20 protein-coding genes and 1 pseudogene are annotated in these 21,165 nt (G+C 71.9%); 1 reads left to right on the top strand and 20 read right to left on the bottom strand.

Translation table 11 applies throughout. The features are described 5' to 3' along the window. Positions 1 to 221: 221 nt before the first annotated feature. From dprA to OIE49_RS25455, 15 genes and pseudogenes are all read right to left on the bottom strand, one after another. A complete protein-coding gene (gene dprA, locus OIE49_RS25525) occupies positions 222 to 1,382 on the bottom strand; it encodes a DNA-processing protein DprA (protein WP_326804294.1) in 1,161 nt (386 codons plus the stop codon). After that, positions 1,379 to 3,004: a YifB family Mg chelatase-like AAA ATPase gene (locus OIE49_RS25520; RefSeq protein ID WP_326804293.1), complete on the bottom strand. Its 1,626-nt coding sequence runs from the start codon at positions 3,002 to 3,004 to the stop codon at positions 1,379 to 1,381. The genes dprA and OIE49_RS25520 overlap by 4 nt, the downstream gene beginning before the upstream one ends. Continuing rightward, positions 3,004 to 3,366 carry a YraN family protein gene (locus OIE49_RS25515; RefSeq protein WP_326804292.1) on the bottom strand — a complete coding sequence of 121 codons (363 nt, stop codon included), beginning with the start codon at positions 3,364 to 3,366 and terminating at the stop codon, positions 3,004 to 3,006. The genes OIE49_RS25520 and OIE49_RS25515 overlap by 1 nt, the downstream gene beginning before the upstream one ends. A 179-nt stretch (positions 3,367 to 3,545) precedes the next feature. Continuing rightward, entirely contained in the window at positions 3,546 to 3,854 is a 309-nt protein-coding gene (locus tag OIE49_RS25510) for a DUF2469 domain-containing protein (RefSeq protein WP_043444228.1), read from the bottom strand. A gap of 56 nt (positions 3,855 to 3,910) precedes the next feature. Further along, on the bottom strand, positions 3,911 to 4,441 hold the full coding sequence (locus tag OIE49_RS25505) for an NUDIX hydrolase (protein WP_100571726.1): 531 nt from the start codon (positions 4,439 to 4,441) through the stop codon (positions 3,911 to 3,913). Further along, positions 4,431 to 5,207 (bottom strand): signal peptidase I, encoded by a 777-nt coding sequence (lepB, locus tag OIE49_RS25500; RefSeq protein ID WP_326804291.1) that lies wholly within the window; start codon positions 5,205 to 5,207, stop codon positions 4,431 to 4,433. The genes OIE49_RS25505 and lepB (OIE49_RS25500) overlap by 11 nt, the downstream gene beginning before the upstream one ends. A gap of 121 nt (positions 5,208 to 5,328) precedes the next feature. Beyond that, a pseudogene (gene lepB / locus OIE49_RS25495) lies at positions 5,329 to 6,338 on the bottom strand (signal peptidase I). Then, complete coding sequence (gene lepB / locus OIE49_RS25490) at positions 6,226 to 7,317, bottom strand: signal peptidase I (protein WP_326804290.1); 1,092 nt, start codon at positions 7,315 to 7,317, stop codon at positions 6,226 to 6,228. The pseudogene lepB (OIE49_RS25495) and the gene lepB (OIE49_RS25490) overlap by 113 nt, the downstream one beginning before the upstream one ends. Then, positions 7,310 to 8,041 (bottom strand): signal peptidase I, encoded by a 732-nt coding sequence (gene lepB, locus OIE49_RS25485; RefSeq protein WP_326804289.1) that lies wholly within the window; start codon positions 8,039 to 8,041, stop codon positions 7,310 to 7,312. Before lepB (OIE49_RS25485) ends, lepB (OIE49_RS25490) begins: the two co-directional genes overlap by 8 nt. Positions 8,042 to 8,086: 45 nt before the next feature. After that, the gene (gene rplS, locus OIE49_RS25480; protein ID WP_100571731.1) at positions 8,087 to 8,437 is read right to left on the bottom strand and encodes a 50S ribosomal protein L19; all 351 of its coding nucleotides are present in this window, start codon (positions 8,435 to 8,437) and stop codon (positions 8,087 to 8,089) included. A 135-nt stretch (positions 8,438 to 8,572) separates the two neighbouring features. Beyond that, positions 8,573 to 9,406 carry a tRNA (guanosine(37)-N1)-methyltransferase TrmD gene (trmD, locus tag OIE49_RS25475; RefSeq protein WP_326804288.1) on the bottom strand — a complete coding sequence of 278 codons (834 nt, stop codon included), beginning with the start codon at positions 9,404 to 9,406 and terminating at the stop codon, positions 8,573 to 8,575. Then, complete coding sequence (rimM, locus tag OIE49_RS25470) at positions 9,406 to 10,011, bottom strand: ribosome maturation factor RimM (RefSeq protein ID WP_326804287.1); 606 nt, start codon at positions 10,009 to 10,011, stop codon at positions 9,406 to 9,408. Before rimM ends, trmD begins: the two co-directional genes overlap by 1 nt. Before the next feature lie 112 nt (positions 10,012 to 10,123). Beyond that, positions 10,124 to 10,363 (bottom strand): RNA-binding protein, encoded by a 240-nt coding sequence (locus OIE49_RS25465; protein WP_005479813.1) that lies wholly within the window; start codon positions 10,361 to 10,363, stop codon positions 10,124 to 10,126. A 5-nt stretch (positions 10,364 to 10,368) separates the two neighbouring features. Then, positions 10,369 to 10,797, bottom strand: coding sequence for a 30S ribosomal protein S16 (rpsP, locus tag OIE49_RS25460; protein ID WP_326804286.1), 429 nt, complete (start codon positions 10,795 to 10,797; stop codon positions 10,369 to 10,371). Positions 10,798 to 11,137: 340 nt separating this feature from the next. After that, positions 11,138 to 11,734: a hypothetical protein gene (locus OIE49_RS25455; RefSeq protein WP_100571734.1), complete on the bottom strand. Its 597-nt coding sequence runs from the start codon at positions 11,732 to 11,734 to the stop codon at positions 11,138 to 11,140. Positions 11,735 to 12,267: 533 nt separating this feature from the next. Here OIE49_RS25455 and OIE49_RS25450 point away from each other — a divergent pair. Further along, positions 12,268 to 13,125: a class I SAM-dependent methyltransferase gene (locus OIE49_RS25450; protein ID WP_326804285.1), complete on the top strand. Its 858-nt coding sequence runs from the start codon at positions 12,268 to 12,270 to the stop codon at positions 13,123 to 13,125. Between the two features lie 17 nt (positions 13,126 to 13,142). Here OIE49_RS25450 and ftsH read toward each other — a convergent pair whose 3' ends face one another. The 5 genes from ftsH to OIE49_RS25425 all read right to left on the bottom strand — a co-directional run bounded on the left by ftsH (position 13,143) and on the right by OIE49_RS25425 (position 21,153). Next, positions 13,143 to 15,095 carry an ATP-dependent zinc metalloprotease FtsH gene (gene ftsH, locus OIE49_RS25445; RefSeq protein ID WP_326804284.1) on the bottom strand — a complete coding sequence of 651 codons (1,953 nt, stop codon included), beginning with the start codon at positions 15,093 to 15,095 and terminating at the stop codon, positions 13,143 to 13,145. Between the two features lie 129 nt (positions 15,096 to 15,224). Beyond that, positions 15,225 to 16,775, bottom strand: coding sequence for a signal recognition particle protein (gene ffh / locus OIE49_RS25440; RefSeq protein ID WP_326806326.1), 1,551 nt, complete (start codon positions 16,773 to 16,775; stop codon positions 15,225 to 15,227). A gap of 223 nt (positions 16,776 to 16,998) precedes the next feature. After that, positions 16,999 to 19,434 (bottom strand): [protein-PII] uridylyltransferase, encoded by a 2,436-nt coding sequence (locus OIE49_RS25435; protein WP_326804283.1) that lies wholly within the window; start codon positions 19,432 to 19,434, stop codon positions 16,999 to 17,001. A 22-nt stretch (positions 19,435 to 19,456) separates the two neighbouring features. Then, a complete protein-coding gene (locus OIE49_RS25430; RefSeq protein WP_326804282.1) occupies positions 19,457 to 19,795 on the bottom strand; it encodes a P-II family nitrogen regulator in 339 nt (112 codons plus the stop codon). Beyond that, entirely contained in the window at positions 19,792 to 21,153 is a 1,362-nt protein-coding gene (locus OIE49_RS25425) for an ammonium transporter (RefSeq protein WP_326804281.1), read from the bottom strand. The genes OIE49_RS25430 and OIE49_RS25425 overlap by 4 nt, the downstream gene beginning before the upstream one ends. Between the last annotated feature and the right edge of the window lie 12 nt (positions 21,154 to 21,165).

Raw genomic sequence — 21,165 nt, 5'->3', positions numbered from 1 at the left:
GAGTGAGCTGTCGTTCTGGGTGGTATCTGCGCCCGAACCACGTGAGCGTAGCGTGACTGAAGTGTCGCGGTGCGCGAAGGACGGGGCGCGAAGCGTGCGCAGATTCGTTCCGCGATGCGCCCCACCGGGTCACACCTGTCACCCTCGGTGACCACCGCGACGCCCAACTGCCGGAATCCCCAATGGCGTCGGGCCTCCCCCGGACGGCCGAACACGCTCGGTCAGCACCGCTCGCGGCCCTCCCGGGCCGAGATCAGCGCCTGGCGTGTCAACTTCCATCCATCGCCGTGTCGTTCGACGTAACCCAGCGACCGGAGTTCGTACAGTTTCGCAATCGCGTCGTCCATGGTCGTCCGGGCAGCTCGGGCGATCTCGTCCGGCGTCGCCCCGCCGCGCGCCGGCAACGCGGCCAGAACCTGCCGGGCGTCCGGTTCCAGCAGGTCGCGCGGGAGTACGGGACCGCGCCGGTCCGGAGCGAGTTCCCCCATGTCGCCGACGAGTTCGACGACTTCCGCGGCGTCGGTGACCAGCACCGCACCGTCGCGCAGGAGTTCGTGGACACCGGCGGAGAGCGCGCTGGTGGCCGGGCCGGGCACCCCCATGGTGTGCCGTCCCAGCCGCAACGCCGCCCGTGCGGTGACCAGTGATCCGCTGCGGTGTGCGGCCTCCACGACCACGGTGCCCCGGGTGAGCGCCGCGATCACCCGGTTGCGGACGATGAACCGGCTCGGCGTCGGGTGGTCACCGGGTGGCAACTCGCCGATCACCAGTCCCTGCTGCGCGATCCTGCTGATCAACTCGGTGTGCCCGCGCGGATAGGGCCGGTCGACGCCGCAGGCCAGTACCGCGACGGTGGCACCGCCCGCGGCGAGCGCGCCCCGGTGGGCGGCGCCGTCGACTCCGTAGGCGCCGCCGGAGACCACGACCCAGCCGTGCTCCGCGAGGCCGGCGGCGAGGGCCGCGGCCATGTGGGCGCCGTACTGGGTGCAGGCCCGGGCGCCGACGAGCGCGACCGAGCGCAGCGCCCATATCCGCAGGCTGGGCCGGCCGCGCACCCACAGTCCCGTGGGCCGCGCGTCGCCGAGGTCGTCGAGCTGCGCGGGCCACTCGGTGTCCCCGGGGCGCACGAACCGCACCCCGGCCTCCCGCGCCGCGGCGAGGTCCCGTCCGGGATCGGCCCCTGCCGCCCGGGCGCACAGTCCCGCCCACCGCTTGTCCGACACCCCGGCGGGCCGCGGGCCGCCGTCGCGCAGCCGCCGGGCCACCTCCACCGCCCCGAACTCCCGCAGCCACCGCCCGCCGACCGTGTCCCCGGGTTCCAGGACCCGGCTGAGGAAGACCCGGGCGAGCAGCTCGCCGTCGGGGGGCGGGACGGTGCTCACGTCGGCGCCCCGATGGCCATGGGCACTCCCCGGGGCACTCCGGTGCGCAGTTGCAGCGCCAGGGCGACGTCCGACGCGCCGGGCCGGTCGTGGCCGGCGAGGTCCGCGACCGTCCAGGCGACCCGCAGGACACGGTCGAGTCCGCGCACGGTGAGGACGCCCCGCTCCAGACCGCGCTCGGCCTCGTCCATGGCGCCGGCCGCCGCCTGCCAGCGGCTGCGCAGCTCGCGGCCGGGCACTTCGCTGTTGGTGCGCCACGGCGTGTCCGCGAGCCGGGCCGCCGCGCGTTCCCTGGCGGCCCGCACCCGGTCGGCCACCGCCGCCGTGGCCTCGCCCCCGGCCTCGCGCCGGGTGAGTTCGGAGCGGGTGACCGGGTCGACCTCGACCCGCAGGTCGACCCGGTCGAGCAGCGGCCCGGACAGTCTGGCCTGGTAGCGGCGGACCGCCGAGGGCGGGCACTCGCACAGGGTGTCCCGCAGCGAGAACCGTCCGCAGGGGCAGGGGTTGGCCGCGAGCACCATCAGGAACTTCGCCGGGTACCGCACCACCCCGGCGCTGCGGGCGATCACCACATGGCCCGCCTCCAGCGGCTGGCGCAGGGCGTCGAGCGCATGGCTGCTGAACTCGGGGGTCTCGTCCAGAAAGAGCACGCCCCGGTGGGCCAGCGACACGGCCCCCGGCCTGGCGACGCCCGGGCCGCCCCCGACGAGAGCCTGCATCGTGGCCGAGTGGTGCGGGGCGCAGTAGGGGGCGAGGTCGATCAGCGGTCTGCCCGGCGGCAGGAGTCCGGCCACCGAGTGGATCGCCGTCACCTCCAGGGACTCCTCCCGGGCGAGGCGGGGCAGCAGGGCGGGCAGCCGCTCGGCGAGCATGGTCTTGCCCGCTCCCGGCGGTCCTTCGAGGAACAGGTGGTGCGCCCCGGCCGCGGCGACCTCGACCGCCGTACGGGCCGAGACCTGGCCGACGACGTCAGCCAGGTCGTGTCCCTGGTCCTGCTGGGCGGCGCCCACGCTGTGCATTCCGGCGGCCGCGCCCGTGCCGGGCAGGCGCAGGCCCGCCAGCAGCGGGTCCGGTCGCCCCTGCTCGTCCGGGTCCTCCTCGGGCACCGGCTCGTCGGTCAGCACCGCGATCAGCTGCCGCAGGCTTCGGACACCGAGGACGGAGACGCCGGGCACCAGCGCGGCCTCGGCGGCGGCGCACTCGGGCACGACCATCTGCTCGTACCCGGAGTCGGCGGCGGCCAGCACCGCCGGCAGGATGCCCCTGACGGGGCGCACCCGCCCGTCCAGGCCGAGCTCCCCGATCATCACGATGTCGGCGAGCACCCGGGGGTCGATCCGCTCGGCGGCGCCGAGCACCGCACAGGCCACGGCCAGGTCGAAGCCGCTGCCGGCCTTGGGCACCGAGGCCGGGCTGAGACCGACCGTGAGCTTCTTCTGCGGCCATTCGCCACCGGAGTTGACCACCGCGGCCCGCACCCTGTCCCGGCTCTCGGTCAGGCTCTTGTCCGGCAGGCCCACCAGGGTGAAGGCGGCGACGCCCGGTTCCAGGTCGGCCTGGACCTCGACGACCACGCCCTCGACACCGACGAGGGCCACGGAGCATGTACGCGCGAAGCCCATCAGGCGGCCCCCCGTACGTGCTCGACCAAGGGGGCGCCGCGCCGGGGCAGCAGGACGCCGACCAGGTCGATGCGGACGCCTCCCGGCGGCGCCCCTCCGTGGGACTGGATCCAGCGTTCCGCGAGGCCGCGCAGCCGCTCGGCCTTCCCCGGTGTGACCGCGGCCATCGGATGCTCGAAGGGCCCCTCCCGGCGGGTCTTCACCTCGCAGACGACCAGGACGTCGCCGTCCCGGGCCACGATGTCGATCTCACCGGTCCTGCCGCAGCGCCAGTTGCGCTCCAGGACCGTCATGCCGGTCTGCGTCAGCCGGCGGGCCGCCAGGCCCTCTCCGTACCTGCCGAGCGCGCTTCGTGCGTTCATGTCGGCACCACCTCCGGCGCCCACGGTCACGCATCCGGCCCCATGGAGTGGATCTTGGTGGGCTACTCACCGGTTGTGGACAACACGGTCACTCACGCGAGTGACAACAAAGAGCCGACAACAGAGAGCTGACAGCAGAGAGCAGCGGCATCGAGGCGGGGTGAGGCCGATGACGCCCCTCACCCGCCCGGCAGCTCCAGATCGCTCTTGTTCAGCTCCTCGATGTTCACGTCCTTGAACGTGAGGACGCGTACCTGCTTCACGAACCGGGCCGGCCGGTACATGTCCCACACCCAGGCGTCGGCCATCGACACCTCGAAGAACACCTCACCCTGCACCGAGTGGACCTGCATCTCGTAGTCGTTGGTGAGGTAGAAGCGCCGCTCGGTCTCGATCACGAATTTGAACAGACCGACGACATCGCGGTACTCCCGGTAGAGCTTGAGCTCCATCTCGGTCTCGTACTTCTCGAGGTCCTCGGCGCTCATGGCATGTTCCCCTTCAGCCGTGCGATCCCACCATTGTGCGCCAGTCCCATGAGGCCCTAGACGATTTCGGTGTCGAGGGTCACGGGCCCGGCCGGGGGACCTTCGTCGAGCAGTGTGCGCAGCAGCTCGGCGAGTCTGGTCGGATACACCGTCTCATGTGCCCGGATCAGTTCCTGACACGTCCACCAGCGCGCTCCGGCGACGCTGCGCCGCTCCAGCTCCGTCAGGGCCGTGGCCTCGACCGCCGTCCGGTCCGTACGGGCCAGGTAGTACCACTCGTCCTGGTTCCAGCGTCGGCCCGCGAACGGGAACGAGCACGTCCGGCGCCACAGCACCGGGCCGAGTTCGACCTCGGTGATGCCGGTCTCCTCGGCGAGTTCCCGCAGGGCGGCCTCCTCGCGCGTCTCGGCGCCCTCCAGGCCGCCGCCCGGGGTGAACCACCAGTCGTCGGCCGGGTCGTCCGGTTCGTGGCCGTGCAGCAGCAGGATGCGGTTCTCGGGGTCGAGCAGGACCACCCGTGCGACCTTGCGCAGCCCTCCGGGCCGGCCGTCCGCGTTCCCGGCGCCCCCGGCGTCCTCAGCGAGCACCGGCCGGCTCCGTCCGGGTGCGGGCGCGCAAGCCGCCGAGCCGCGCCGCGATCGGCCCGTAGGCGCCCCCGGCGAGGACCAGGACGGCACCCGCCACGATCATCGTGGTGATCGCACGCAGCGGGCCCGGCTGGGAGAGGACACCGAGCGCCTGGAAGCCGGTGGGGCGCTCCAGCAGGCCCTTCACGGGCCAGACGACGGCGTCGACCCGGGCGTCCACGGCGTCGCGCGAGACGGTGCCCGCGGCCGCGTCGGTGAGGTGGGCGGTGGAGTCCAGGGAGCCGTGGCGTTCGTCTCCGAGCAGGAACAGCCGGCCCTGGGGCACCTTCACGGTCGGGAAGCCGCCGGCCTCGGCGACGGCGCCCTTCAGGTACGGCTCGTCGATCTGCTTGCCGTTGACGGTCAGCCTGCCCTTCTCGCAGCAGGAGACGGTGTCGCCGCCGACGGCGACCACGCGTTTGATCACGGCGGAGTTCTGCACCCAGTTCTTGTCGTGGAAGACGACCACGTCACCGCGGTGCACCTGGCCGCCGTCGACCCGCTGGGCCAGCACCCGGTCGCCCATGCCGATCGTGGGCGCCATCGAACTGGTGGGCACGGTGTACGGGCTGTAGACCACCGCCGCCCACGCGAATCCCGCGAGGAACAGCGCCAGCCCCACGGCCACCGCCAGACCGGACAGCCGCTGTCCGGCCCTGCCGCCCATCGGGTTCCTGCCTGTGCCGCCGCTGCGCGGGGCCGTACGCGTCGCGCTCTCACCACCCATGGACCCGCACCCTACCGGTCGGTACTGGAACGGGTCAGCCCCTCCTGCCCGGCCACCGCCGCTCGCTCCACAAGGGCTTCACAGCGGTGGACTCACGAGCGCGAGCCGCAGCGGGCGGGGCTCAGCGGCCTCCCGTGGCCGCCGTCGGCGTGCCCGTGCCGGCCGCGGCCTTCGCGGCCCGCCTGCGCCGCCACACCGCCACCGGCACGACCGCGGTCAGGGCCACGCCCTCGGGGCCACCGACAGGGCGCCCGCCGCCGAGGACTGCTGGTTGAGGCCCTGCTGGTCGAAGGTGTCCGGAACGGGCAGCGTGCCCCAGCGGTTGATCGGCCAGGCCTTGACGATGGCACGGCCGACGACCTCCTTCACCGGGACCATGCCGTGGTTCTTGTCGCTCTGGTTGTAGCGCGAGTCCCGGGAGTTCTGCCGGTGGTCACCCATGACCCAGATGAAGCCCTTGGGCACGTGCACCTTGAACTGGCCGCCCTGGTCGTCGACGCTGCACGGCGTGTTGCCCGCGTAGACGTACGACTGCTCGTCCAGCGGCTTGCCGTTGACCAGCAGCGGGCCGGTGTTCTTGCACTCGACGGTGTCGCCGCCGACGCCGATGACGCGCTTGATGAGGTCCTTCTCCTCCGCGGACGGCATCAGGCCGATCCAGCTGAGCACCGTCTGCAACGCGTTCGGGCTGGCCGCCGGCTCGCCCGCCAGCCAGTCGTCCGGGTCGTGGAAGACGACGACCTCGCCGCGCTCGGGCTCGGAGCCGAACCACGGGGTCAGCTTGTCGACCAGGACGCGGTCGCCCCGCTGAAGGGTGTTCTGCATCGAGTCCGAGGGAATCGAGAACGCCTGTACGAGGAAGGTCTTGATCAGCAGCGCCAGCACCAGCGCGATACCGATCAGGATGGGCAGCTCCTTCCAGAAGGAGCGGGGCTTCCTCGCCTCGGGGGTGCTCCCGCTTCCCTGGTCACCGCCGTCGTTGTACTCCGTCACCGTGCCGTCCTCGGCTGTTTCGCTCTCACTCCCGGAGGCCACGGCGCCGCGCGCGGCGGGGTCCGCCGCTCCTTCGGGGTGTCCGCGGTGCTCCTCGCCGTCGTGTCCGGACCGTGCGCCGACCGCCACATCCCCCACGCCAACTCCTCACTCCGTGCCACCGCCTGCCCCATGCGCGGCGCAGGCCCACCACTCCCATAACGAGCGGGAGTTCCGCAGGGCTCGGGAGTCGAACCGATCCGTTCGGATCGTCCGGGGCAACCCTATGCGACAGCCGGGGAGCTGCGGTCGACCCCGCCGCCGCGTCGGACACGGAGGAGAAGGTTTTCGGCTCCTTCAGCATGGTCCAGTGGCCGACGGGCCAGCCGATGACCATGGCCCGCCCCACCACGGACGTCTCCGCGACGGTGCCACCGTACGGGGTGTCCTGGTGGGCCCGCGAGTCGGCGGAGTTGTCCCGGTGGTCGCCCATCACCCACAGCCGGCCCCGGGGGACGGTGATGTCGAACTGGGTGTTGGAGGGTGCGTTGCCCGGATGGAGGTAAGCCCCCTCGTTCAGGGGAACGCCGTTGACGGTCATCCTGCCCTGGGTGTCGCAGCACTTGACGTGGTCACCGCCGACGCCGACGACCCGCTTGATGAGGTCCTTCTCGTCGTCGGAGGGCAGCAGGCCGATGAAGGTCAGGCCCTGCTTGACCTGCTTGACGCCGACGGGGTCGTCCTGGTGGGCGGTCTGCTCCCCGGCCAGCCAGCCGCCCGGGTCGTGGAAGACGACGACGTCCCCGCGCTGTGGCTTGGCACCGAACCACGGGGTGAACTTGTCGACCAGGACCCGGTCGCCGATCTGGATCGTCTGCTCCATGGAGCCGGACGGGATCACGAAGGCCTGTACGAGGAAGGTCTTCAGCACCAGGGCTATGAGCACGGCGACGCCGACCAGGAGCGGTATCTCCCGGACCGCGGAGCGCCTGCGCCGCCGCTTGACCTTGCGTTGCAGCTTGCGCCGCTCCGCGCGGCTGCGGCCGCCGGCCGGGCCGGCGGCACGCCGTGCCCCGGTGGGCAGGAGGTTGTCGGCGGCTGCGGCGGAGACGCCGCGCGGTCTGCCGCGGCTACCCATGGGTGCCGTCCGCGTGGCCGGCCGCCGGCACGCGCGCGTACGCGTCCGGGCGGTGCAGGTGGGTCCGGTGGCCGAAGGGCCAGACGATCCAGTCGGCCCGGCCGATCACTTCGCCGACCGGGATCATGCCGCCGCCCGGCGAGCCCAGATGGTCGCGGGAGTCGCTGGAGTCGCCGCGGTGGTCACCGAGGACGAACAGGGTGCCCTCGGGCACGACCACGTCGAAGGGCACGGTGGACGGGCTGTCACCGGGATAGAGGAACGCCGACTCGTCGGCCGACCGGCCGTTCACCTGGATTCTGCCCTCCTTGTCACAGCAGACCACATGGTCTCCGCCCACACCCACAACGCGTTTGATGTAGTCGCCGTCCCCGAAGTACCCGGTGCCGTCGAACACGACGACATCGCCGCGCCGCGGCACGGCTCCAAAACGGTACGCCAACTTGTTTACGGCAACGCGGTCCCCGATCCTCAATCCCGGCTCCATGGATCCGCTCGGAATCTCGAACGGCTGGATCACGAACGTGTTGAGGAGCAGCAGGAGGACCAGGCAGCTCAGCGCGGTCAGGGTGATCCTCCCGCCTGGGAGCCACTCGGTGATCCGCGAGATCAACGCGAAACGCGACCGTTCCTCCGGCCCCCGCGTCCCCGGGGTCGTCCCGGGTTCGCCATCACAAGGGCGGGAGGAGCGGTCGCGCTCCGTCTGCTGTGCTTCGGTGTCCATCGGGGCCGAATGTTATCCGGCCCCGCCATGAACTCCGGGAGGCGCTCAGTGCTCGCGCTTCTCCTTGATCTTCGCGGCCTTGCCGCGCAGCTCGCGCAGGTAGTACAGCTTGGCGCGGCGCACGTCACCCTTGGTGACGAGCTCGATCTTCTCCACGATCGGGGTGTGCACCGGGAAGGTGCGCTCGACGCCGACGGAGAAGGAGACCTTGCGGACCGTGAAGGTCTCGCGCACGCCGGAGCCCTGGCGACGGATCACCACGCCCTTGAACTGCTGCACACGGGAGCGGTTGCCCTCGATGACGCGGACGTGCACGTTGACGGTGTCGCCCGGGCGGAAGGCCGGGACGTCCTCGCGCAGCGACGCGGCGTCGACGGAGTCGAGCAGGTGAGACATTTCGTCTGCTTTCTTCGTTGATGCCACAGGTCATCAACGGGAACTAGATGTACGGGATCGGGTGCTGCGCGGGTCGGAACGGGCGTCGTGTCCCCCTGCGGCAGGGGCGCACGCCGGACGGCGCACAACAGCGGTCTATTCTTCCATGCCGTCGGTCCGGCGCCAAAATCGGCCCCGCGACCCGCCCTCGGCGTCCGGCGCCCAGCCCAGGATGGACAGCATCTCGCGGTCCTTCTTGTCGAAGACCTTCGGATCGCAGCGCTCGATCAGGTCGGGCCGGTGGGCCGTCGTACGCCGCAGGGCCTCGTCGCGCCGCCAGCGGGCGATCTTGCCGTGGTGGCCGCTGAGCAGCACCTCGGGGATGCCCTGGCCGCGCCAGAGGGGCGGCTTGGTGTAGACGGGGCCCTCCAGGAGGTTGGCCATGGTGCCGGGCGCGAAGGAGTCGTCGCGGTGCGACTCGGCGTTGCCGAGGACGCCGGGCAGCAGCCGCGCCACGGCCTCGGTGACGACCAGTACGGCCGCCTCGCCGCCGGCGAGGACGTAGTCGCCGATGGAGACCTCGTAGACGGGCATGCGGGTGGCGTACTCGTCCATCACCCGGCGGTCGATGCCCTCGTAGCGGGCCGGTGTGAAGATCAGCCAGGGGCGCTCGGAGAGCTCCACGGCGAGCTCCTGGGTGAAGGGGCGGCCGCTGGGTGTCGGGACGATGAGCGCGGGCGTGTGGGAGCCGGTCTCGTAGCCGTCGGCGAGGACGGTGTCCAGGGCGTCGCCCCAGGGCTCGGTCTTCATGACCATGCCCGGACCGCCGCCGTAGGGCGTGTCGTCGACCGTGTGGTGGCGGTCGTACGTCCAGCCGCGCAGATCGTGGACGTGCACGTTCAGCTGCCCGCGCGCGCGTGCCTTGCCGACGAGGGAGACGTTCAGGGGCTCCAGGTACTCGGGGAAGATCGTGACGACGTCGAGCCGCATCAGGACTCGTCCTCCGAGTTCGCCGTGTCCTCCGAGTCCTCCGCGGGCGTGCGGGAGGAGGCGCCGGGCCCATCGGCGGCCTCGTCGGGCTCGGAGCGGTCGTCGATGAGGCCGGGCGGCGGGTCGACGACCGCCCGCTGCTCCTCCAGGTCGATCTCGGTGACGATCTCCCCGACGAACGGGATCATCACCTCGGTGCCGTCCGGACGCTCGACGATCAGCAGGTCCTGGGAGGGCAGGTGGGAGATCTCGGTGATCCGGCCGATCTCCGTGCCGTCCTCCAGAACGACGTCGAGGTCCATCAGCTGGTGGTCGTAGTACTCGTCCTCGCCCTCGGGAAGCTCCTCCGGGTCGATCTCGGCGATCAGGAGGGTGTTGCGCAGGGCCTCGGCGGCGCTGCGGTCGCTCACGTCCTCGAAGCGCAGCAGGAGGCGGCCGCTGTGGACGCGGCCCGTCTCGATGGTCAGCGGACCGGCGGACGCCGGGTCGGTGGCCAGGACGGCGCCGGGGGCGAGCCGCAGTTCGGGCTCGTCGGTACGTACCTCCACGGTGACCTCGCCCTTGATGCCGTGGGCGCGGCCGATCCGTGCGACTACCAGCTGCACGTGGAAGATCTCCTGTCGGAACGTCAGAACACGAGCCACCGGGCGGCTCATACGACTACGGGCCGGGGACGGCCCAGCGGCCCTCCCCGGCCCGAGCCGGTTGCGCAAAGCGTCAGCGGACGTGGTCCACGTCGACGAGGTCGACACGGACTCCGCGGCCGCCGATGGCGCCCACGACGGTGCGCAGGGCGCGCGCGGTGCGGCCGTTGCGGCCGATCACCTTACCGAGGTCGTCCGGGTGGACCCGGACCTCGAGCACGCGCCCGCGGCGCAGGTCGCGCGAGGCGACCTGCACATCGTCAGGGTTGTCGACGATGCCCTTCACGAGGTGCTCAAGCGCCTCCTCGAGCATGCTGCTCAGGCCTCGGTCGACTCAGCCGAAGAAGACTCGGCGCCGGCCTCGTCCTTCTTCTCAGCCTTCTTCTTCTGGGTGATGGCCTCACCCTTGTTCTCGTCGTCACCACCGAGGGCCTCGAACGACGGGCGCGTGGCCTTCTCGGCCGGCTGGAGCAGCGGCGCAGGGGCGGGCTCGCCCTTGAACTTCTGCCAGTCGCCGGTCTTCTTCAGGATGGCGAGCACGGGCTCGGTCGGCTGGGCGCCGACGGAGAGCCAGTACGCCGCACGCTCGGCGTTGACCTCGATGCGCGAGGGGTTCTGCACCGGGTGGTACAGACCGATCTCCTCGATGGCCCGGCCGTCACGGCGGGTACGGGAGTCGGCGACGACGATGCGGTAGTGAGGCGAACGGATCTTGCCCAGACGCTTCAGCTTGATCTTGACTGCCACGGGAGTGGGTTCTCCTGGATTTGACGTGGTTGGGCACGGCGGAGACGCCGCGTGGGGTTGCGGTACCCGAGTGCCCGACGGACGCGTCAGCCGGAGGAGAGAGGGGTCCTATGCGGCTGTCGAGTACAGCTAGCCATTGTGCCACACCCGGTGGGGCGCTTTCCGCGGAGGGCGTAGGGGCCGCTTCCGGGCACGACTGAGCGGCACCCGGCGCCCCGGGTGCCGTGAAACGCGGGGGCCTAACCACGTCGACGGGGGGCGCCGCCGGGTACGGCGGCGCCCCGCGCACCGTCCTGCTGCTCGTCCGGCACCCACGAGATGCCGGGACGCCGTCGGCCGGTCAGCCGGCCGCCGCGCCCACCGGCTCCGGGATCCTGAACGGCTTGCCGCAGCCGCCGCACATGATCGGGGCCTGGGCCAGGACAGAGGGGACGACCCGCACATTGCGGCCGCAGTCGCACACCGCCTTGACCCTGACCCCGCCACCGGAGGAACCGTGCCGGGCGGCGGGTCCGCGGAAGCTGCGGCCGGTGTCGGTGGAGGTGGCGGCCGAGTGCGCCTTCAGCGCACGCTGGAGGCGCTCGATCGTCGGGCGGTAGCGCCGCTTCGCCTCGGGGCTGAGCGTGACCAGCGAGAAGCCGCTGCTCGGATGCGGCTCCTCGGGGTGGTCCAGGCCCAGCTCCTCGGAGATCGCGAGGAACCTGCGGTTGTGGTAGCGGCCGGCACGGGACGTGTCGCGTACGCCGCGCGCGGCGGCTACGCCATGGACTGCCTCGTGAAGCAGTCGCTCGAAGGAGAGTTCGTGTCCGCATGCGGACGAGGACTCCCCGATCAGGGACTCAGGCGCGGCAAGGTCCGGCAGCTCGGGGTGGTACCGCTGAATGTCGGCCCACGCCTGCGCCAGCTCTGCGGCGAGAACAGGTGGTGTCGTGCTCACGTAATGACAACGAGCCGAAGGGCCGCTGTGTTCCTATTCCGGGGCATCCCAAATAATTTGCACGTACCCGTCAGTCGTCACTGATGCGTCCTGACGAGGGCGGGTGCGCTGATCTGCGGAGAAGCCGCACAGCTCATCCCAAGGTGGTGCGCAAAGGGAGTACGCACCGGCGCGTACGACACTCCCGCACGCCGGGGGCGGCGGGATCGGGCCACGCGCAAGAGGCGTTTCGGCCGCTTCCAGGGCCAAAGAGCCTCAACCGGTCGGAGACCCCCGACGTTACCCGGTGCGCTCGCCGCGTCCGACACCGGCCCACGGGACAGCCGACTTCCGGCCACGTCGATCTCGGGCCCAGGTTGCCGGTACGTGAAATCCCGGCCCGTACCGCCCCAGGAGGCAAGCGGGGCCCCGCGACCCCTGGACGCGGGCGAGGGCACGCAGTTATCTGGCATACGGGGGAAGTGGGAGCGCACTGCACGGGGGCCACGGAACCGGGCACAACGGCAGCACTCGGCGGATTGGGGCTCCTATCCATGACACCTGCGCTCGTGCGGCAGCACTTACAGAACACGGCGACAGCGGCCGACTCGGAGCCACGCGCACGCGCGCGTGACTGGTCCGAGATCCAGGAGCGGATGCTGGTCCCGCTCCACGAGGCCGTCTACGCGCGGCTGGAGGTGGGCTCCGGCACCCGGCTGCTGGCCCTCGGCTGCGGCTCCGGACTCGCCCTGCTCCTGGCCGCGGCCAGAGGGGCGACGGTCACCGGCGTCGACCGCTCCTGCCCGGAGCGGCTCGCCCTCGCCCGGCAGCGGCTGCTGCCGGAGCCGTGGAACACACGTACGCGTACGGCTGCCCGGATCGTCGACGGGTCACCACGGGACGCGGCCGGCCCCGGAGCCGACCCGTACACCCTCGTGACCGCCTTCGAGCCGATCGGCTGCCTCGCGGGCGACTCGGAGGGGCTCGCCGGTCTGCTGGCCGCCGCGACACCGCTCGCCGAGAAAGGGGCGCCCGTGGTCCTCGCAGGCTGGGGACCGCCGGAGCGGTGTGCGACCTCGTCCGTGCTGCGGGTGGCCACCAAGCTCGCCGATCCGCTGCGCAGTCCCGGAAGCTGGCGCCCCGCCCTGCGCGACGACCTGGAGGAGGTGGCCCAGTGCGCCGGCCTGCGGCCCGACGGTTCCGGCCGCGTCGCCTGCCCGTTCGGGTACGCCGACCTCGACAGCGCGGTGCGCGGACTGCTCTCCACGGGGCTGTTCGACGCGGCCGTCGCCGCCACCGACCAGGACCAGGTCGACAAGGAACTCGCCGAGGCCCTGCACGCGCACCAGCGCCCTGACGGCACCGTGTGGATGCCCAACGTCTTCCGGTACCTGATCGCACGGACGCCCTGAACCTCGCGGAACGGGTCTCACCGGACGCCGTCGCCGGCCTCCGCCTCCTTGCGCAGCCGGGTGACCCCGGCGACCCGGTAGGCGTCGGCCTCCTCCAGCGTCTCGTTCTCCAGCAGCGCCTGCGCCAGCGCGTCCAGCTGCTCCCGGTGGTCACGCAGCTTGCGGCACGCCTCGTCGTAGCACTCGTCGACGATGCGCCGCATCTCGCTGTCGATGGCGTCCAGGGTCTGTGGGGCGGCGGCGAGCCCGTAGGCCTGCTGGGCGTCGTCCGGGAGGGCGGAGAGACGGCCCACATGCTCGCTCATGCCCCAGCGGGCCACCATCCCGCGCGCGATGCCGGTGACCTGTTCGAGGTCGTGCTCGGAGCCCGTCGTGATCACCCCGTAGACGACGTGTTCCGCCGCCATGCCACCCAGCGCGCCGATGATGCGGCCCCGCAGGTACTCCTCCGTGTACGCGTACTTGTCGGACTCGGGCGTCGACAGCGTCACCCCGAGCGCCCTCCCGCGCGGCACGATGGTGATCTTGCGAACGGGGTCGGCACCGGGCTGGAGCATGCCCAGCAGGGCGTGCCCGCTCTCGTGGTACGCGGTGCGCCTGCGCTCCTCCTCGGGCATCACCAGCGCACGTTCGGCGCCGAGCTGGACCTTCTCCAGCGCTTCCGAGAAGTCGGTCGGCGTCACCTGCTCCTGCCGCCGCTTGACCGCGAGCAGGGCGGCCTCGTTGGCGAGGTTGGCCAGCTCCGCGCCGGTCATGCCCGGAGTCGTACGCGCCACCCGGGCGAGGTCCACGTCCGGGGCGAGCGGGATCCGGCGGGTGTGGATCCGCAGGATCGCCTCACGGCCGCCCCGGTCCGGCGGGGAGACGCTCACCACCCGGTCGAAACGGCCCGGCCGGGTCAGCGCGGGGTCCAGCACGTCGGCGCGGTTCGTGGCGGCGAGCACGATGACGCCCTCCGAGCCGGAGAAGCCGTCCATCTCCGTCAGGATCTGGTTCAGCGTCTGCTCGCGTTCGTCGTGTCCGCCCATCGAGGCGCCGCCGCCCCGGGCCCGGCCGATGGTGTCGATCTCGTCGATGAACACGATCGACGGCGCCACCTTGCGGGCCTCGGCGAACAGCTCGCGCACCCGGGAGGCACCCACCCCCACGATCATCTCGATGAACTCGGACGCCGACGCCGAGAAGAACGGCACACCCGCCTCACCGGCCACGGCCCGCGCGAGCAACGTCTTGCCCGTGCCCGGCGCCCCCGTGAGCAGCACCCCGCGCGGCATCTTCGCGCCCATGTGGCGATAGGCGTCCGGATGCTCCAGGAAGTCCACGACGTCGTCCAGCTCGCCCTTGACCTCGTCGATGCCCGCCACGTCCGCGAAGGTGGTGCGCTGGGTGCCCGGCTGGAGTTCGACCGGCCTGGGCGGCGCCTTGCGCCCCAGCAGACCGCCCGGCCCGCCGAGACCCGAGCCGATCCGCCGCGCGAAGAAGATCCACAGCGCGGCCAGCACCACGATCGGCGCCAGCGAGAGCAGCAGGTTCGGCAGCAGGCCGCGCTCCTGCACGACCGGCTGCGCGGTCACCGTGACATGGTGGCTGCTCAGGCTCTGCCAGAGCTTGTCGTCCGCGAAGGCCGGGCGCTGGGTCTTGAACTTGGTGTACTTCCCCCCGCCCTGCGGATTGGCCTGGGCGCTCCTGAGCCGGCCCTGGATCGCGTCGCCCTTGGAGTAGATGGTGCCGACGTTGCCGGCGCCGAGCTGCCTGCTGAACTCGGTGTACGAGATCGTCGGCTCGTTGCCCTGGTTGTAGTAGCTCAGCCCGCCGTAGGCCACCAGGAAGACGATCACCGCGGTGACGAGCAGCCCCCACCACCTGCCACGCATCCGCCTGCCGCCGGGCCGCCCGGGCGGCTCGTCGGGCGTGCCCTCGGTGCGCCACGGCTGGTCAGGGCCATCGCGCGACGGCGCGGCATTGCTCATATCTGGACGCTACGGCACATGGCGTACCCCGGCACGCACTGAGGGCGCCCCTCCACGGAAGGGCGCCCTCGGCGTTGTCCAGACGCCGTACGGGTGACACGCGGGTCCCGTACGGCGCTCGGGTGGGCCTCAGCCCATGAACTTCTTGAACTCGTCCGGAAGCTCGAAGTCCTGGCCGCCCTGCTGCGGCAGTCCGAGGGCGCCGCCGGACTGGGCGGCGGCGGCGCGGCGCTCGGCCTCCTCCTGCTCCTGCTGCTTGCGCTTCATCGGGTTGCCGGAGCGCTGCTTGCCCTTGGCCTTCTTCGGCTGCTTCTTGGACCGGCCGGGACCGCCGCCCATGCCCGGGATCCCCGGCATGCCGGGCATCCCGCCGCCCTGGGCCATGCGGGACATCATCTTGCGCGCCTCGAAGAACCGCTCGACCAGGTTCTTCACCGCGCTGACCTCGACGCCGGAACCCTTGGCGATACGGGCGCGGCGCGAGCCGTTGATGACGGTCGGGTCCTGGCGCTCGCCCGGGGTCATCGACTTGATGATCGCGGCCGTGCGGTCGACGTCCCGCTCGTCGATGTTGTTGATCTGGTCCTTGATCTGGCCCATGCCGGGCAGCATGCCGAGCAGCTTGCTGATACTGCCCATCTTCCTGACCTGCTCCATCTGGGCCAGGAAGTCGTCCAGGGTGAAGTCCTGGCCCTTCTTGGACGCCAGCTTGGAGGCCATCTTCTCGGCCTCTTCCTGGCTGAACGTCTTCTCCGCCTGCTCGATCAGGGTGAGCAGGTCACCCATGTCGAGGATGCGGGAGGCCATCCGGTCCGGGTGGAAGGCGTCGAAGTCGTCGAGCTTCTCACCGTTGGACGCGAACATGATCGGCTTGCCGGTGATCTGCCGGATCGACAGGGCCGCGCCACCGCGGGCGTCACCGTCGAGCTTGGACAGCACCACGCCGTCGAAGCCGACGCCGTCGCGGAAGGCCTCGGCGGTGTTGACGGCGTCCTGGCCGATCATCGAGTCGACGACGAACAGGATCTCGTCGGGGCTGACGACGTCCCTGATGTCCGCCGCCTGCTGCATCATCTCCTGGTCGATGCCGAGGCGGCCGGCGGTGTCCACGATCACGATGTCGTGGACCTGGGTCCGCGCGTGCTCGACGGAGTCCTTGGCGACCTTGACCGGGTCGCCCACGCCGTTGCCCGGCTCGGGCGCGTAGACGGCGACGCCGGCGCGCTCGGCGACGACGCTGAGCTGGTTGACGGCGTTCGGGCGCTGGAGGTCACAGGCGACCAGCAGCGGGGAGTGGCCCTGCTCCTTGAGCCACCTGCCGAGCTTGCCCGCGAGGGTGGTCTTACCGGCACCCTGGAGACCGGCCAGCATGATCACGGTGGGCGGCTGCTTGGCGAAGCGCAGACGGCGGGTCTCCCCGCCGAGGATGGTCACCAGCTCGTCGTTGACGATCTTGATGAACTGCTGCGCAGGGTTCAGGGCCTTGGAAATCTCGATTCCAAGGGCCCTTTCCTTCACGTTCTTGATGAACGTCCGGACAACGGGCAGGGCCACGTCCGCCTCGAGGAGCGCGATGCGGATCTCGCGAGCCGTCGCGTCGATGTCCGCTTCGCTGAGGCGCCCCTTGCCCCTGAGGGACTTGAAGGTGGCTGAGAGGCGGTCGGAGAGAGTATCGAACACGGCGGCGTCGGTCCTCGGCATAGGCGACAGGATGGATCGCCCTCCAGGGTATCCGGCCCCGCAAGGGATTCGTCCCCGCCCATAGGGTGAACGGGCGGGGACGCAAGCCCCGCGTCGGCGGGGAGCAGGCATTCACCACCTTGAGCACGTGCTGAGCCGGCGGACCATCCCCGCATGAGGCGAGGAGCACACACCACAATCAACGCAAACAATGACGGCGAGGTCACGTCCGCAGCGCCTCCTCCAGCCGTCGCGCCACCCACGCCGCCTCCTGGTCACGGAGCGGGTCGCCCGCGGGGCCGGTGACGTAGAAGGCATCCACAGCGTTCGCTCCCAGCGTGCTGACGTGGGCGCTGCGCACCCGTAGCTTCGCGTCCTCCAGCGCCCGTCCGATCCGGAACAGCAGTCCCGGCGCGTCCTGGGCGCGGACCTCGATCACGGTGGCGTGCCGGGAGGCGGCGGGGGCGACCGTGACCCGGGGCGGGGGCGCGGCCACGCCGTGGCGGCGCGGGTAGGCGGCGTCGCGTTCGGCGAGGCGGCCGGCGATGTCGAGGGAGCCGTCCAGCGCGCGGACCAGGTCGGCGCGCAGCCGGGCGGCCTGGGGCAGAGCGCCGTACTCGGCGGCGACCCTCCAGTCCAGCAGGAGCACGGAGCCGCCCTCGACGCCGTCCGGCAGGTCCAGGGGCCGCAGCTCGGCCGTGCGGACGGTGAGCCGGTGGGTCGCCAGCACTCCGGCGACCGAGGGCAGGACGCCGGGCTGGTCGGGGACGGCTATCAGCAGTTCGACGCCGAGCGGCTCGGGCTCCCCCGGGTGCTCCTCGACGGGCGGCTCGGTCCGCGCCCGCAGGGCCAGGGCCGGCCCGCCGGTGCGGAAGGCCTCGATGGCGAGACGCTCCTGCTCGGCGGTGGGCGCGGCGGGCTCGGGCTCGTCGGGCATGTCCCCGGCGAGGACCGCGCGGACCCGTCCGACCAGGTCGGTGACGAGGGAGCCGCGCCAGGACGACCAGGCGGCGGGCCCGGTGGCCAGGGCATCCGCCTCGGTGAGGGCGTGCAGCAGTTCGAGGGTGCTCTGGGTGCCGACCGCCTCGGCGACGGCGCGGACGGTGGCCGGGTCGTCCAGGTCGCGCCGGGTCGCGGTCCGGACGAGCAGCAGATGGTGGCGTACGAGGGTGGCGAGCACCCGGGTGTCCGCCGGGTCGAGGCCGATGCGCCCGGCGACCTCCACGGCGATGGGCTCCCCGGCCGCGCAGTGGTCGCCGGGCCGGCCCTTGCCGATGTCGTGCAGCAGCGCGGCGACCAGGAGCAGGTCGGGGCGGCCGACCCGCCGGGTGAGGGCGGAGGCGCGGACGGCGGTCTCGATCAGGTGGCGGTCGACCGTCCAGCGGTGGACGGCGTTGCGCTGCGGGCGGCAGCGCACCCGTTCCCAGTCGGGCAGGAGCCGGGTGATCAGCCCTTCCGCCTCCAGTGCCTCCCAGACCTCGACGGTGGGGCGGCCGGAGCCGAGCAGGGTGACGAGCTGTTCGCGGGCCTCGGCCGGCCAGGGCGTGGGCAGGGGGCGCGCGGTGGTGGCGAGGTGCCGTACCGCGTACGGGGAGAGCGGCAGGCCCGCCTGCGCGGCGGCGGCAGCGGCGCGCAGCGGCAGCACGGGGTCGTGCTCGGGGCGCGCGGTGCGGGCGAGCCCGACCTCGCCGTCCTGTTCCACCACGCCTTCGGCGAGCGGGGTGCGCTCCGCGACCTGCTTCCCGCCGCCGAGCAGGGCGCGCAGCCTCGGCCGCACGGCGCGTGACCGGAGCACGCGCCCTACCTCGCGCCAGGTGACGTCACCGGCGTACGAGAGGACACGGGCCGCCTCGTACACCTGGCGCAGGAGCGCGTCGGCGTCGGGCAGGCCCAGTTCCGCGGCGACCTGGTCCTGGTCCTGCAGGGCGAGCCGGTCGGTGGCGCGACCCGTCGTCAGGTGCAGGACGTCGCGCACGTCGAGCAGCCGGCGGCGGGCGTCGCCGAGGCCCTCGCGCGGGGCGTCCGCGAGCCAGGAGGCGGCGACGGCGCGCAGGGCGGTGGCGTCCCGCAGGCCGCCGCGGGCCTCTTTGAGGTCGGGTTCCAGGAGGTACCTCAACTCGCCCTGCCGTTCGGCGCGTTCGGCGCACAGTTCGCGGAGTTCGGGCAGCCGTCCCGGCGCCTGGTTGCGCCAGTCGGCGAGGATCACGGTGCGCAGTGCGGTCGTCAGGCCGAGGTCGCCGGCGAGGTGCCGGGCGTCCAGCAGGCCGAGCTGGACCTTGAGGTCCTCGCGCGCCGCCCGGCGGGCCTCGGCCGGGGTGCGGACCGCGTGGTCGAGGGCGAGGCCGAGGTCCCACACGGGGTACCAGAGGCGGTCGGCGAGGGCGGCGATCTCCTCGGGGTCGCCGCCGTGGTGCAGGAGCAGCAGGTCCAGGTCGCTGCGCGGTGACAGCTCTCCGCGCCCGTAGCCGCCCACGGCGACGAGGGCGATGCCCCGCAGTCCCCCGGCCGCCGCGGTGAACAGCTCCGCGAGCCAGCCGTCGGTCAGTTCGGCGAGCGAGGTCCGGCGCGGTTGCCCCGACCGTGTCCCCTCGGTGAGGAGCCGCAGCCGGGCCGCCGCGTAGCCTTTCTCCGCTTCGCCTCGTACGTCCGCGCCCGTCATCGGCGGCTCCTGTCCTCGCCGTTCAGAGCGCGTCCGGGCCGCGCTCGCCGGTGCGGACCCGGACCGCCGTCTCGACCGGCACGGACCAGACCTTGCCGTCACCGATCTTGCCCGTGCGGGCGGCCTTGACGACGACCTCGATCAGATGGTCGGCCTCGTCGTCCTCGACGAGCACCTCGATGCGGATCTTGGGCACCAGGTCGACGGTGTACTCGGCTCCGCGGTAGACCTCGGTGTGGCCGCGCTGGCGTCCGTAGCCGCTCGCCTCGGTGACGGTGAGGCCGTTGACGCCGAACGACTGGAGGGCCTCCTTGATCTCGTCGAGCCGGTGGGGCTTGACCACGGCGGTGATGAGCTTCATGCGTCCACCTTCCTGCTCCGTGTGGCGGCCTTCTTGATCTGCGCGGCGGCCAGGGCCGGGGTGGCGACGCCGACGACTCCGCCGCCCGCTCCGGTGAGGTCGTAGGCGGTCTCGGCGTGCTCGGCCTGGTCGATGCCAGAGACCTCCTCGTCCTCGGTGACCCGCATGCCGATGGTCCGGTCCAGGAGGAAGGCGAGGACCGCGGAGGCGATCAGGGAGTAGGCGAGGACGGCGAAGACTCCGGCGCACTGCTTCCAGAACTGCTCCAGGCCACCGCCGTAGAACAGGCCCCGGACGGCGGACTGGCCCTTGCCGCTGGCGAAGAAGCCGATCAGCAGGGAGCCGACGACGCCGCCGACCATGTGGACGCCGACCACGTCGAGGGAGTCGTCGTAGCCGAACCGGTACTTCAGGCCGACCGCCATGGCGCACAGGACTCCGGCGACGGCGCCCACGGCCATCGCGCCGAGCGGGGAGACGGAGCCGCCGGACGGGGTGATCGCGACCAGTCCGGCGACCGCGCCGGAGGCGGCTCCGAGGGTGGTGAACGCGCCGTGCCGGATCTTCTCGTAGGCGAGCCAGGCGAGCATGGCGGTGCCGGTGGCCACCTGGGTGTTGACGAACATCAGCGGGCCGACGCCGTCGTCGTTGCCGAGCCAGGAACCGGCGTTGAAGCCGAACCAGCCGAACCACAGCAGGCCCGCACCGAGCATGACCAGCGGGAGGCTGTGCGGGCGCATCGGGTCCTTCTTGAAGCCGATGCGCTTCCCGATGACGAGGATCACGCCGAGTGCCGCCGCGCCGGCGTTGATGTGGACCGCGGTGCCGCCCGCGAAGTCGATCACGCCGAGCTTGCCGGCCCAGCCGCCGGGGCCCCAGACCCAGTGGGCGACCGGGAAGTACACGACCGTGACCCACAGGACCAGGAACAGTGTCCAGGCGCTGAACTTCACCCGGTCGGCCAGGGCTCCGCTGATCAGGGCGGGGGTGATGACCGCGAACATCAGCTGGAAGACGGCGAAGACGAAGACCGGGATGGTGGATCCGGGCCACAGTTCGGTCTTGCCGATGCCGCTGAAGCCGACGAAGCCGGAGGTCCAGCCGATGAGGGAGCCCCGGTCGGTGCCGAAGGCCATCGAGAAGCCGTAGAGCACCCACAGGACGGTGACGACTCCGAGGCTGATGAAGCTCATCATCAGCATGTTCAGCGTGCTCTTGACCCGGACCATGCCTCCGTAGAAGAAGGCCAGTCCGGGGGTCATCAGCATCACGAGGGCGGAACAGATGAGCATGAAGCCGGTGTTGGCGGACGACAGTTTGGGCGCGTCCGCCGCCAGCATGATGGCGGCTGGTGCCATCGGCGTCTCCTC

The organism is Streptomyces sp. NBC_01788 (assembly GCF_035917575.1).
In the GTDB taxonomy this organism is placed as follows: domain Bacteria; phylum Actinomycetota; class Actinomycetes; order Streptomycetales; family Streptomycetaceae; genus Streptomyces.
The sequence above is the reverse complement of the archived record's forward strand: the minus strand, read 5'-3'. Positions and strand labels throughout refer to the sequence as shown.

What these genes read in the sequence shown, in the direction of transcription:
- trmD (WP_326804288.1), bottom strand. Translation starts at nt 9,406, where the DNA reads ATGCGGCTCGACGTCGTCACGATCTTCCCCGAGTACCTGGAGCCCCTG.
- ftsH (WP_326804284.1), bottom strand. Translation starts at nt 15,095, where the DNA reads ATGAGCAATGCCGCGCCGTCGCGCGATGGCCCTGACCAGCCGTGGCGC.
- OIE49_RS25425 (WP_326804281.1), bottom strand. Translation starts at nt 21,153, where the DNA reads ATGGCACCAGCCGCCATCATGCTGGCGGCGGACGCGCCCAAACTGTCG.
- OIE49_RS25450 (WP_326804285.1), top strand. Translation starts at nt 12,268, where the DNA reads ATGACACCTGCGCTCGTGCGGCAGCACTTACAGAACACGGCGACAGCG.
- OIE49_RS25430 (WP_326804282.1), bottom strand. Translation starts at nt 19,795, where the DNA reads ATGAAGCTCATCACCGCCGTGGTCAAGCCCCACCGGCTCGACGAGATC.
- OIE49_RS25520 (WP_326804293.1), bottom strand. Translation starts at nt 3,004, where the DNA reads ATGGGCTTCGCGCGTACATGCTCCGTGGCCCTCGTCGGTGTCGAGGGC.
- rplS (WP_100571731.1), bottom strand. Translation starts at nt 8,437, where the DNA reads ATGTCTCACCTGCTCGACTCCGTCGACGCCGCGTCGCTGCGCGAGGAC.
- OIE49_RS25515 (WP_326804292.1), bottom strand. Translation starts at nt 3,366, where the DNA reads ATGAACGCACGAAGCGCGCTCGGCAGGTACGGAGAGGGCCTGGCGGCC.
- lepB (WP_326804289.1), bottom strand. Translation starts at nt 8,041, where the DNA reads ATGGACACCGAAGCACAGCAGACGGAGCGCGACCGCTCCTCCCGCCCT.
- OIE49_RS25435 (WP_326804283.1), bottom strand. Translation starts at nt 19,434, where the DNA reads ATGACGGGCGCGGACGTACGAGGCGAAGCGGAGAAAGGCTACGCGGCG.
- OIE49_RS25510 (WP_043444228.1), bottom strand. Translation starts at nt 3,854, where the DNA reads ATGAGCGCCGAGGACCTCGAGAAGTACGAGACCGAGATGGAGCTCAAG.
- lepB (WP_326804290.1), bottom strand. Translation starts at nt 7,317, where the DNA reads ATGGGTAGCCGCGGCAGACCGCGCGGCGTCTCCGCCGCAGCCGCCGAC.
- OIE49_RS25465 (WP_005479813.1), bottom strand. Translation starts at nt 10,363, where the DNA reads ATGCTCGAGGAGGCGCTTGAGCACCTCGTGAAGGGCATCGTCGACAAC.
- lepB (WP_326804291.1), bottom strand. Translation starts at nt 5,207, where the DNA reads ATGGGTGGTGAGAGCGCGACGCGTACGGCCCCGCGCAGCGGCGGCACA.